The 11,568-nt window shown below is 67.2% G+C and carries 11 protein-coding genes, 3 tRNA genes and 1 pseudogene; 5 read left to right on the top strand and 10 right to left on the bottom strand.

The window, feature by feature from the left end; all coding sequences use genetic code 11:
• Positions 1-44: 44 nt before the first annotated feature.
• Positions 45-215: a 50S ribosomal protein L33 gene (gene rpmG, locus E1262_RS03910; protein WP_026877526.1), complete on the bottom strand. Its 171-nt coding sequence runs from the start codon at positions 213-215 to the stop codon at positions 45-47.
• A gap of 217 nt (positions 216-432) precedes the next feature.
• Between rpmG and E1262_RS03905 the strand changes: the two genes are divergently transcribed.
• A complete protein-coding gene (locus tag E1262_RS03905) occupies positions 433-1,008 on the top strand; it encodes a class I SAM-dependent methyltransferase (RefSeq protein WP_132101736.1) in 576 nt (191 codons plus the stop codon).
• A gap of 83 nt (positions 1,009-1,091) precedes the next feature.
• Positions 1,092-2,696, top strand: coding sequence for an HD domain-containing phosphohydrolase (locus E1262_RS03900; RefSeq protein ID WP_203453517.1), 1,605 nt, complete (start codon positions 1,092-1,094; stop codon positions 2,694-2,696).
• A 7-nt stretch (positions 2,697-2,703) separates the two neighbouring features.
• Here the strand turns inward: E1262_RS03900 and E1262_RS03895 are convergent, their stop codons facing one another.
• The 6 genes from E1262_RS03895 to E1262_RS03870 form a co-directional block, all read right to left on the bottom strand.
• Complete coding sequence (locus tag E1262_RS03895) at positions 2,704-3,492, bottom strand: alpha/beta fold hydrolase (RefSeq protein WP_203453516.1); 789 nt, start codon at positions 3,490-3,492, stop codon at positions 2,704-2,706.
• A 14-nt stretch (positions 3,493-3,506) separates the two neighbouring features.
• Positions 3,507-4,379, bottom strand: a complete 873-nt coding sequence (locus tag E1262_RS03890) for an alpha/beta fold hydrolase (protein WP_132101734.1) — start codon at positions 4,377-4,379, stop codon at positions 3,507-3,509.
• A gap of 464 nt (positions 4,380-4,843) precedes the next feature.
• Positions 4,844-5,281, bottom strand: a complete 438-nt coding sequence (locus E1262_RS03885; protein WP_132101918.1) for a DUF4383 domain-containing protein — start codon at positions 5,279-5,281, stop codon at positions 4,844-4,846.
• A gap of 215 nt (positions 5,282-5,496) precedes the next feature.
• Positions 5,497-6,081, bottom strand: a complete 585-nt coding sequence (locus E1262_RS03880; protein WP_203453515.1) for a hypothetical protein — start codon at positions 6,079-6,081, stop codon at positions 5,497-5,499.
• Positions 6,082-6,978: 897 nt separating this feature from the next.
• Complete coding sequence (locus tag E1262_RS03875) at positions 6,979-8,373, bottom strand: DUF7125 family protein (RefSeq protein WP_132101733.1); 1,395 nt, start codon at positions 8,371-8,373, stop codon at positions 6,979-6,981.
• The gene (locus E1262_RS03870) at positions 8,370-9,080 is read right to left on the bottom strand and encodes a MerR family transcriptional regulator (protein ID WP_132101732.1); all 711 of its coding nucleotides are present in this window, start codon (positions 9,078-9,080) and stop codon (positions 8,370-8,372) included. Before E1262_RS03870 ends, E1262_RS03875 begins: the two co-directional genes overlap by 4 nt.
• 315 nt (positions 9,081-9,395) lie before the next feature.
• Here E1262_RS03870 and E1262_RS03865 point away from each other — a divergent pair, with 315 nt between their 5' ends.
• Complete coding sequence (locus E1262_RS03865; RefSeq protein ID WP_162605760.1) at positions 9,396-10,043, top strand: ANTAR domain-containing protein; 648 nt, start codon at positions 9,396-9,398, stop codon at positions 10,041-10,043.
• Positions 10,044-10,165: 122 nt separating this feature from the next.
• Positions 10,166-10,374, top strand: a pseudogene (locus E1262_RS03860) (squalene cyclase); the annotation flags it as partial.
• 193 nt (positions 10,375-10,567) lie between these two features.
• Here E1262_RS03860 and E1262_RS03855 read toward each other — a convergent pair.
• The 3 genes from E1262_RS03855 to E1262_RS03845 form a co-directional block, all read right to left on the bottom strand.
• Positions 10,568-10,644: transfer RNA gene (locus tag E1262_RS03855), tRNA-Met, on the bottom strand.
• 40 nt (positions 10,645-10,684) lie between these two features.
• Positions 10,685-10,757 (bottom strand) — tRNA-Thr (locus E1262_RS03850).
• A 117-nt stretch (positions 10,758-10,874) separates the two neighbouring features.
• Positions 10,875-10,956: transfer RNA gene (locus E1262_RS03845), tRNA-Tyr, on the bottom strand.
• Between the two features lie 98 nt (positions 10,957-11,054).
• Between E1262_RS03845 and E1262_RS03840 the strand changes: the two genes are divergently transcribed.
• Positions 11,055-11,549 (top strand): YajQ family cyclic di-GMP-binding protein, encoded by a 495-nt coding sequence (locus E1262_RS03840; protein WP_132101730.1) that lies wholly within the window; start codon positions 11,055-11,057, stop codon positions 11,547-11,549.
• Positions 11,550-11,568: the final 19 nt, after the last annotated feature.

Below are 11,568 nucleotides of genomic sequence, written 5' to 3'. Positions count from 1 at the left end.
GGCTCCGACGGGAGACCCTGGCCACGAGCCTGTGCGCGAACGCGTCAGCGGGTCTCGCGGTGGACGGTGTGCGTGCGGCAGCGCGGGCAGAACTTCTTCAAGTCGAGCCGGTCGGGGTCGTTGCGCCGGTTCTTCTTGGTGATGTAATTGCGCTCCTTGCACTCCGTGCAGGCCATGGTGATCTTGGGGCGGATGTCAGCGCTCTTGGCGGCCACGGGTGCCTCTTTCGAAGACGTCTGGATCGTCGGAACCGTGCAAGGGTACCCGACCTGGTCACCTACCACCCAATCGAGCGACGTGACGGCCGGGCCGCTGTGGTAGCGGGGCGGAGGACGCCCCCGAGAAGATCCTTGCCCGCGACAACGACCCGGCCAACCGAGTCCGCGAGTTCGGCCGGCAGGTCACGAGGGCGCACACACCCTCAACCCGGAGATGCTCACCGTGGCCCGTCGCCTGCGACCCGACCTGGAGTGGCAGCACGGCGACGCCGGCAACCTGCCGTTCCCGGCCAACGCGTTCGACAGGGTGCTGTGCCAGAGGTCGCTGATGTTCTTCCCCGACCGTGCGCGGGCTCTGGCGGAAATGGCGCGAGTGACGAGTGATGACGGTGTGGTCGCGGTCGTCGTTCCGGCGAGTATCACCGACCAGCCCGCGTATGGCCCATTGGCGTCCGTGATCGCCCACGTGGCAGGTTCCGCGGCCGCGTCCCTCATGGACACCTATTGGTCGTGCGGAGATCTCGACGAGCTTCGCATCCTGTTCGAATCCGCTGGGCTGCAGATCACCGCCACCCGGACCCATCTCGGGACCGCACGATTCAGTTCGATCGATGCCATGGTGGCGACCGAGGTCAAGGGTTCGCCCCTGGCCAGGCGGCTCGACGAAGCGGCCTACCATCGGATCAGCCGCAGCGCCCATGACGCGCTGCGGACGTTCGAAACACCCGCAGGAGCAGTGCATGCCCCGCTCCGCGGCCACATCGTAGCCGCACGCAGGTTCCATGGCTGACACCACCCAGCCAGGCAGGCCCAGGTCGGCACGTACGGGACGGCGTGTTGAGCTGTCCATGTCGTGGGCGGCGAGCAGCATCAGTGCGACTGACAGCCTCTGCTCGGGCCATTTCGGTGAAGCGTCGGGTGTGTACTGGTCATATGGCGGGTGAGCAGGTGCGGCTGTGTGATCTGCTGGCGGCCCTCTCCGTGGCGACCGATTCGGGCATGGGCCAGCCGCCGGAGAAGGCGATCCGGTCGTGTCTCGTGGCGACCGGTCTTGCGAGGGCGATGGCTCTGCCCGAGGAAGAGGTCCGGGACGTCTATCTGGCGACGCTGCTGAGGCACTTGGGGTGCACGGCGACGGCGGCCGAGGAGGCCTTCTGGTTCGGGGGCGACGAACTCGTCTCGCGGCCGGCGGCCGAGCCTGCCGACTTTGCCGACAAGCGGGAGATGCTCGCCGTCACCCTCAGCACAGGCCGCGGCGCTGGATGGGCTCGACCCCTCCTGGTCGCCCGGGCGTTGGTCGGCGCGAAGGAGGACGAAAGGATCCTTCGCGGGGTCTGCGAGGCCGGCGCTGCGCTGGCAGGGCGGCTCGGGCTGACTCGCCCGGTGCGGGACAGTCTCAGTCAGGTCTTCGAACGCTGGGACGGCAAAGGCACCCCGGTAGGGCTTGCCGGGGACCAGATCACGCTCCCGGCGCGGATCGCCGACGTCGCGACCCAGGTCGAGATCTTCCACCGCGTCGGGGGCGTCGATGCCGCGTTGGCCATGGTGGCGGAACGGTCTGGAGGATGGTTCGACCCGAAGGTCGCTGACGTCGTCCGACGCCATGGTCGACGGCTGCTCCGCGAGATCGGCGACGCCGACCCGTGGGTGGCGGTGCTGGAGGCGGAACCGGATCCGGTAGCCGTGGTCGACGAGACCGGCGTCGATCGGGTCGCCCGGGCCTTCGCCGAGATGACCGACCTCAAATCCACGTACACGCTGAGCCACTCGACGCAGGTGTCCGCGTTGGCGACCGCGGCGGCGAAGGCGCTCGGACTGCCGTCGCGCGAGGTACGAGATCTCGGGCGCGCGGGGCTGCTGCACGATCTCGGTCGCATCGCGGTGTCGAGCGGGATCTGGGAGAAGCGTCGCCCGCTGACTCGTGCCGAGTGGGAGCAGATCCGGCTGCATCCGTACCACACCGAGCGGATCCTGACCCGGTCCGTGCCGTTGGAGCGCCTGGGGCGGATCGCCGGCCTGCACCACGAGCGCCTCGACGGCAGCGGCTATCACCGTGCCGCGGCCGCAGCCGCGATCCCGACGTCCGCACGGGTCCTGGCCGCCGCCGACGCCTACCAGACGCTGACCCAGGAACGGCCACACCGCGCCGCCGTCGAACCCGAGCGCGCCGCCGACCTCGTCGCCGCCGAGGCCGGGCGTGGTCGGCTCGACCCTGACTGTGTTCGTGCTGTCATAGAGGCCGCCGGACAGGTCCCTCGGCACGTGCGGGTGAGCCCGCCCGCCGGGCTCAGCGACCGCGAGATCGAAGTGCTGCAGCTGGTCGCACGCGGCCTGTCCAACCGTCAGATCGCACGCGAACTCGTCATCTCCCCACGCACCGCCGAACACCACGTTCAGCACGTCTACGACAAGATCGGCACCTCGACCCGGGCAGGTGCAGCGCTCTTCGCGATGGAACATGACCTGCTCCGCCGGTGAGTCGCTCTCATGGGGCGATGAACCTCCGGATGAGGTCGGCGACCATTGCCGGATGCTCCCGGTGGGCGATGTGCGCGTGGCCTTCCAGGACATGCACGCGCGCTCCACGGATCGCGGCCGCGGCCGCGTCGGTCGCCGACTTCACCTCTGGTGGGCTCTCCGAGCCTGACAGCAGCAACGTGGGCGCGCTGACGCTGGCGAAGGCTCCCGGGCGGTACACCCACTCCTGCTCGGCTCGCGCCTCGCGTGCGATGGTCGGCGCGGTGGCCACCCGGCCCGGCCATTCCGGGTCGCCGCGCCGCGCCTCGATCTGCTCCTCGGAGAACCCCAGGATGTCACGGAACAGCATGACGACCGCGTTCTCGTAGTCGCCGGCCGCGACGACCCGTTCGACCGCTTCGATCCAGCCCGCGGGGTAGGTCAACCCCAGACCCGGTTCGTAGAGCACCAGGTGGCTGACATTCCCCGTCCGCGCCGCGGCTCCCATCGCGCAACCGGCGCCGTAAGAGTGGCCCCACAGCACAACCGGACCGGAGCGGGTCGCGACTGCGTCGACCACCGCGGCGACGTCCTCGAAATCCCGCTCGATGACGTATTCCCCGCCGTCGCCGCTGGCACCGAAGCCGCGCCGGTCCATCGCGAAGGTGGTGAAGTCCGCCCGCAGCTCGGCGACGAGCGGCGCGGAGACGGTGTGGTCCTGGATCGAGCCGTGGACGACCACCAACGGAGGCCCGCCGCCGTCGACCCAGACGGCCAAGGAGACTGCATCCGCGGCGACGACGTCGAACCGATCCACAGCAGAGACCGTACTCATCTGCCCGCTCCCTGCCGCTCGTGGCGCGAGACGAAGCCGGCCAACGTTGCGACGTACTCGTCCGGGTGCGTGACGTGCGGAATGTGGCCGGCGTCCGCGTAGGCGAGCCGTTCGGCCTGCGGCAGCGACACCGTCAGCCGCTCGTAGATCGGCTCCGTGATCCGCGTCGTCGGCGACGCCGAGTCGCCGCCGATCGTCAACAGCACCGGGCGGGCGAACCGGGCCAGCGCCCGCTCGTCGACCGTTCTCCAGGACCCGTCGCGCAACTCGTCGAGATAGGTCGGCGCGTTGCGGGTCATCATGGCGCGCATCGGTTCGGGCAGGGCGGCCCAGGCGCCCGGCCCGAGAGCGACCTTCTCGACGAAGCACTCCGCCCCACCCGAGTGGTCGCCCCTTTCGAGAAGCCGCAGCACCTCGCCCATCGGCCCCTCGTCGATCGCGGCCCACTCCTGTGCCTCGGGGCTGCCGGCAGGCAGCAGTGCCGCCAGCGGGGGCTCGTGCACGACGATCCCGCGCAGAAGACCGGGGCGCGCGGCCGCGAGCTTCAGCGTGATCGCCGCCCCACTCGAATTGCCCGCGACCCATGCGGGCGCCAGGTCGAGATGCTGGATCAACGCGGCGACATCAGCCACGTCCTCATCGAAACTGCCCTGCCCTGGTGGACAGGAACTCTCGCTGTGCCCCCGCCGGTCGTATGCGACCACACGGAAGAGCTGGGACAGCCCGGGGACGACAGCATCCCAGTTGTGGCGCGAGCCCCAGCTGCCATGGACGAGAACCAGTGGAATCACACCGTGACCGCTCACCGAGTAGCCAATGCGTACCCCATTGGCAACGACGGACCTTCCCTCAGCCTTGGTCGGCACCATCGTGGGCCTCCTTGCAACGACGTATGGAGCCAGTCGCTTCGAGCGTCACGCTCGGCGACCTGTCGTCGCATCGGTAGACCTACCCAACGTGCGGCCAACTCGAGCCGGTCGTGGTCGAGGTGCGGCGGACGACCCGGGCTGGTGTGAGCGTTGACGGCGACGTCCGAGCGGCCCGGGCCGTCCCGGGAGCTGCGGCTGGCCCCTGGTTGTGGTCAGCGCAGCCCCACAGAACCCAGCGAGAGACCCCGACCACGCGGCGACCGGGTGTTGCTGCGGCGCATGCCTGGGGTGATCGCCTGCCCGTACTTGTGTCAGCGCAACGGCACGGTCTCTTACTCGGTCGTGTCGGCCTCGGTGAGCGGGCCGTCGACGATGAGCGGTTCACTGAGATCGGCCAGGAGCCGGCAGATGCGGGCGCGCGACACTGGTCCCGCAGCAACCGCTACTCACCGATCCCGAGCTTGCTAGTCCTGCCCGGCGCCCGGCGCCCTACGCGGCGTCCTGCCGAGAAGGACGCCCAGCGACACCATGCCGATCGCGAGTACCAGATGGAGCCAATCGTCGGCAGCGTTCATCGGCACGAAGTTCGCCGTACTGTCCTCGTCGACGAACAGTCCGTACAGCCACAGCACGGCATAGACCGCGCCGCCCCAGATGAGGAAGTTACGCGCTCCGGCATAGCTGCGGCCCATGAACAATCCGACGAGACCAAATAGAAGATGCACAATATTGTGCAGAACCGAAACCTGGAAAATTCCCAGAAGCATCGCCTCGGATTCATGACTGGCGAACTGTATCTCGCTGAAGTCGGTGGTGATTCCCGGGATGAATCCCATCACGCCGACCGCCAGGAAGACCACGGCGACCGCCGTGGCAGCCGTCTGCACCGGCGTAGCGGTCATGCTGCTTCTCACGTCGTCTGGCATGGCGTGGGCCCTCCCTTCGAGCCATCTGGCTCGTCCCATGTATGTGCGCTCACTCTGGTCGCCGCCCGACTTTCGCCGGTGTGTGCGTAGGACTCCAACGCGCCCCGAACGCGGCCTCGAGCAGTGAGCCGGCCGCTGTCGTCCCAAGCGCGGCGCGCTCCTGCTCAGCTCGTTCTCGCTCGCTCACGACGTCAGCGCATGAGGCGGTTGAGTATGCCCTTGTGCACCTCGGTCGCTCGTTGCTGCTCGCTCGCATAGGCGCTGATCACTTCGATTGAGCCGGTCAACGCGGGGATCGTCCACTGGAGGACGGACAGCTGGCGCTGGGCGGTGGCGGCGTCAGCAGGCGTCGACGCCGTGGGCTCGGTGCCGCTCTCCGCCGGAACGTCTTCGCGCTTCGACACCTTCGCGCCCAGTGCTCGGCCGTAGGCGGTGGCGCCCAACGCCGCCGCCGTCAGCACCGTCTTCGTCAGCGACATGGCGAGGACGCCTTGCTGCGCCTTGATCCGGGGCGTGTTCGCCGCCAGCAAGCCCGCGCTGCCGACGAGATGGACGCCGATCGCCACGGCGTTGATCGGAGTCCAGCGGTTCCAGCCGACGTTCGCGACCGCGCCGGTGCTCCTGGAATCGCCTGCGGCGCCGGCCGCCTGGTTCAACGAGATTGCGTTGGCCAGCGTTCCACCGAACCACGCGGCGAGGCCGACGTCGTGCATTGCGTGCAAAACCGTGTTGCGAACCATGATGCTCCCCCACCAGAATCGATTGATCAGCGCCATACCCGCGGTTGCCGACTCAAAACGTCGAGGGCGGCGTCAGTCGGAGCGATCTCAGTGCCCCGCGCTGCCGGCAGCTCGGTCGCATCCGCGAGCGCAACGTCCGCGGACCGCGACCATCACTCGGCTGCGCACAAGCCCTTACGCGCACGCGACGCGCCGCAACGTCTGAAGAGCGACCGCACATGAGACGCCCGTCCGCGTCTCGAACTCCGAATCGTCGACGGCATTCGGGCCGTGGAGGACCTCGTTCAGCGCGTTGACGATCGCAAGCAGATCTGTCGGCCGCCATCGAGGATGACGGTGTGGGCGTGGCCGTGCGTGCCTCTGGGGCCCGGCTGTGCCGCCGTGCGCGATCGTCGCGGTGACGCCCGGCTCGGCGCGGTGTCGGCGACCATCGCGCCGGCCTCGGCCGTGATGATCACCTACCCTTCGTGCCGCCCCGCAGGGCCGGTGCACCATCGACCGTCGAGCCGGCGCCGGAGATTCTCCGGCGCCGTGACCTGCGGTGCCGGCATGGACTCCCGGCCGTGTCCGGACATCGGACGTGGTTGGTCACCCGGTCACCGTGGATGATCTCGGCCCGCGCCGACCGTGGGTGGCGATCCGGCGGTGGCGCGGTCATGGGGCTCACGTCGTCACGGTGGCGCCGCCCATGACCGGACCGGCCGGTAGGGGCGGCAACAGTTCGTCGTCGAGGTCCGTGACGGCCTGGCGTCATCCACCCTGGCGGCCAACGAACAGATCATCCTCTCTCGAGATGTGCTCGTCACTGGCCGGCCACTCCTCGAGCGAGCCGCCCCACGCCTCTGGAGGGACTTGCTAGCGGCCCGCCGCAGACAGTGCATGCACGCCCACACGTCCTCGATCGGCAGACCCGCCGAGAGTTGGGAGACATGTCTAGTGCAAGCTCTGATCTGGGCCGAACCGACTCCCGACCACAACGCCTTGCGATGTGATGTCGAATTGACGAAGTTGCTGCGTGTGGCCGCTTCCGCGGGTCTTGAGCACCGTGATCGCCCGTTTGAGTTCGGAGTCCCCCCGAAGGAACTGAAGTAGAAGCACGTTGTCGGACAGATGTGACACCCCGTACTCGGACAGCTGCCGGACGCCGAACAATTCCGGTACCTCTTGGGTCATGATGACGCTGATTCCCCGGCGTGCGCATCGCTGAAGAAGGGAGTAGACGTACTCGCGGAACCTCAGCTCGTCTCCACACGCCGCCCGGAGGTCCCCAAGGCTGTCGAGGGCCACCCGCTGCGCTCCTGTGCGCTCCAAGATCTCGAGCAGGTCGTAGACCCACTCATCGAGGTACAAGTCGACAGGAGGCCTGTACATGAGCTCGACCTTGGAATCTTCGAGCGACCACGAGAAACCCCGCACGAAGCGCTCGAGCTGGACAGGATTCTCCTGGAAAGTCGCGATGACACCAGTCTCGCCGCGCTCCGCCCCGGCGAAGATGAAATGCAATGCGAGGAGGGTCTTACCGATTCCCGATGGGCCGGCGAGCAGCGTCGACGCGCCCCGCCAAAAACCGTCGGCAAGCATCGCGTCGATAGACGCCACTCCAGACGAGATGCGCTCCACGTGTTCGTCGTAATTCGAGACACCCAGCGGATCGGCCAGTCGCGGAAAGATATCGAAGCCCCTGGGCGACAACCGATAACTGTGCTTGCCGCTGCGAAAGTCGCTACCACGAATCTTCAGAACCTGGAGAGTGCGGATTTCGCGTTCAGCCTCGCGCTGCGTGCTGAGCGCGAGAATGGCGTCACAGACCGCGAACTCCGGAGCATCGCTACTATCGTCACCGGTGTACTCGCCGACCCAGAAGGAAGTGACCGGCATGACTGACAAGCGTCCGGCCAGCTCATGCAAGAAGCGGCGGAAGGCGCCGGCGTCGCTCGCGAAGGCCTGCAAGGCCTTGAAACTGTCGATGACCATCAGAGCGGGCCGTCGCTGCAAGAGCAACTCGTTGATGCGGTCGAGCACGCCCGCAAGGCCGTGGTCGTTCAACTGCTGGCCGACATTCTCGTAGATCACACGGGAGCCGAGCGCCGAGGCGTCGAAGTACTCCAGGGACTGGCCGTAGCGGAGAATCTTGTCGAGCGGTTCCGACACGGTGGAAAGGTAGAGCGCCGGCCGGTCCACAGTTGCGTTGTGGAACACGTACTGCTGGGCGAGGATGGTCTTTCCTGATCCCGGCTTCCCGATGAGCAGAGTGATGCCATTGAGCGGTAGGCCACCGCCGAGGACGGCATCCAGGTGCTCAGAGCCGCTCGGTAGGCGATCGGTCATTGGATGCGGCTCCTAGGACGTAGGTAGGCGCTCGTGCCAAGAAGGTCACGCACCGTTGAGATGAACTGCAGCGGATCGAAGGGCTTCTGGAGGAACGCGTCGGCGCCCGCCTCGAGCGCGACGTCGCCTGAGTCGATCGCTGAGATCGCGAGGATGGGAACCGAACTGTTCTTTCGTGTCGTCGCGCACAAGGTCAGGCCGGCTCCGCCGGAGATCATCAAATCGATGACGACAAGGTTCGGCGCGTGATCGTGCAAGATCCGCTGAGCCTCGCCTGCATCCACTGCGACGCGGGCGACGTAACCTTCGGTCCGCAGGAAGTACTCTGCGTACTCGGCCGCGTACGGGTCGCGCTCGGCAAGCAGGATCATGAACGAAACCCCGTGGGAATCGGGTGTCACCCTACCGGCTGACGGCGCAAGCATACCGTTGTCGGCCAAGGCCTGCGGGCCGGCCTGCTCCGCTGGGCGCCGTCGCTCGGCGAGCAGCCGATGGGCCACGGCCGGTTGAAGGCCGGAGGCGACCTGCTCGCACACGAAGCGCAGCTCATCCACTTGGTCCCGGCTGTAGAGCCGCTGGCCACCAGGGCTTCGGGTAGGGACGATCTGCCCGTACCGGTCCTCCCACGAGCGCAATGTCTGAGCACGGATGCCGAGCATGGTCGCCACGGCTCCGATGCTGTACACGCCGACGCTATCGCGCCTCATATCCGTATCCTAAGCGAGGCTTCCCTGCTATGCCCCTCGTAGCGGTCCACATGTCGCACGCAAGCTGCGCAAGAGCTACGCACTAGTTGTGCTTCTGTCACAGAAGTTCTACAGTCTCTTCATGAGTCGAGCTTGGCAAACGCGGGAGGCGGACGTTGCCCCGCGGTGTCGCCTGCACGGCGGTGCCACATGAGCACGTGGCGGCTCACGACGGGGACCGAAGGTCCTGGTTCCGCCGTCGCGGAGCGCATGTCCGTGACGACTCGAGAGGCCGCTGGCCGGGATTCGCTGGCATATCTCCTGGGGAAGGCGGCCATGGACGTGGGCATGCAAGCAGATCTCGGCGCAACGATCGGAGCCGTGGCCCGCAACGCCGTGGAGATCATCGGTGGGGTGGCCGGTTCATCGGCGCTCTTCAGCTCACGCCGTTGGCGCCTCAACCTGTCGGCGGCAACGACGGCTCGCGTTGGTGAAGCCGACGAGCGTCAGTTCGAGACGGGGGACGGGCCGTCCTACGCCGCCATGCGCCAGGCGACGGTGGTCACAGTGCGGGACACGGCGGTGGAACAGCGGTGGCGTCGGTGGGCATCGGCGTCGTGCGAACTCGGACTTCGAAGCATGGTGGCGGTGCCGCTGGATCTCTCCCCATACCACTGGGCCGTCATGAGCGTGTACTGGGATCGTCCGGATCAGCCGTCCAGAGAGAATGTGGCTGCCGCTGCCCTGTTCGCCCCGCACGCCGCGGTGGCGATCACCAACGCGTGGCAGTCATCCATGTTGCGCGAGGCGATCCAATCCCGGCATCAGATCGGCCTGGCACAGGGAATCCTCATGGAAAGGCTCGGCCTGGACGCCCGGCAGTCATTCGACGTCCTGCGCCGGCATTCCAGGGACAACAACATCAAACTGAACCGGATAGCGAAACATGTCGTGGAAACCAGGTCTCTCAGGGGCAGCTGGTGAGAACGGCGACTGAGCGTCGAACCTCTCAGACCCGCACTCGAGGCACGTCGCCAAGACGACGGCCGCGGAGAGTGGTCGGCTCTGGGCGGCTGCTGATGGGGTCGCTGTCCAGACCCATGGCGGAACGGGCGAACGGATCGTCGTGCTCATCTTTCGCCGCCACGATCAACTCCTCGAAGGACTGCCGGAGTACGAGCGCGGCACGGGTGGTGTGCCCGACACGGTCGCGACCCGCTGGACCGGCGAGGAGTTCCTGCTCGCGTGCGGTCTGTTCCGGCGGCTGAGCACTGGCGAACCGGCAGACGAACAGTTCCTGCACTTCGTGCACCCCGAACCGGCGACCCAGTCGACTACCTGCGCCCGTGGGAGCGTCGTTCACGCCAGGCAGGTGCGCAAGCATCGCTGAGGACGGCAAGCCCAGCTACCGGTCCACACGGACGCATGCGAGAGCGGCGGCGACGTCGCCGAGTCCGGCATCGCCTCGTTTCGTCCCGGAATGAAAACCCCTGGCTGACCAGGGGTTTTGGTAGCGGGGGCGGGATTCGAACCCGCGACACAACGATTATGAGCCGTTTGCTCTAACCACCTGAGCTACCCCGCCGAGGGGAGTCGGCGCCGCGCAAACGGCGCAGCCTCACCAGAGCCCCAATACGGAATCGAACCGTAGACCTTCTCCTTACCATGGAGACGCTCTGCCGACTGAGCTATTGGGGCGTGCGCCAGACGAGGGTACACAACCTCCGGCCGCGGTGCGAAATCGGCCGTCGGCTGTGGAGTTCACGTCCCGAACCGGCCGGTGCCGGGACGTGCGCTCACTGACCTCGAGAGGCGTGGCAGGTGCAGGATTCGAACCTGCGTAGGCTGTGCCGGCTGATTTACAGTCAGCTCCCTTTGGCCGCTCGGGCAACCTGCCGCGGTTCCCGGCCATCGGCTGGGACCGGTGAGAGAATACATCAGTGCGGAGGGCGCCGGACAATCGGTTCGGGCTCGAGAGATCCAGAAGGAGCCATCGTGGCTAGCGAGTCGTCGTTCGACGTGGTGAGCAAGGTCGACCGGCAGGAGGTGGACAACGCGCTCAACCAGGCTGCCAAGGAGATCGCCCAGCGCTTCGACTTCCGCGGCACCGGCGCCTCGATCCGCTGGCTCGGCGAGTTGGGCATCGAGATGGAGGCCTCCGCCGAGGACCGCGTCAACGCCGTGCTCGACGTCTTCAAGGAGAAGCTGGTCAAGCGCAAGGTCTCGCTCAAGGCGCTCGACGCCGGCGAGCCACGCGCGTCCGGCACCGTCTACAAGATCACCGCCACCCTGCAGGACGGTCTCGACCAGGACCAGGTGAAGAAGATCACGAAGGCGATCCGCGACGACGCGCCGAAGGGCGTGCGCACCCAGGTCCAGGGCGACGAGGTGCGAGTGTCGTCGAAGAGCAAGAACGACCTGCAGGCGGTCATGGCCATGCTGCGCGAGCAGGACTTCGACTTCGCGGTGCAGTTCACCAACTACCGCTGACGCACGCCCACACCGGACC

The organism is Jiangella aurantiaca, from assembly GCF_004349105.1.
GTDB classification, from domain to species: Bacteria; Actinomycetota; Actinomycetes; order Jiangellales; family Jiangellaceae; genus Jiangella; species Jiangella aurantiaca.
Note: the sequence above shows the minus strand (reverse complement) of the source record. Positions and strands in the feature narration are given on the sequence as shown.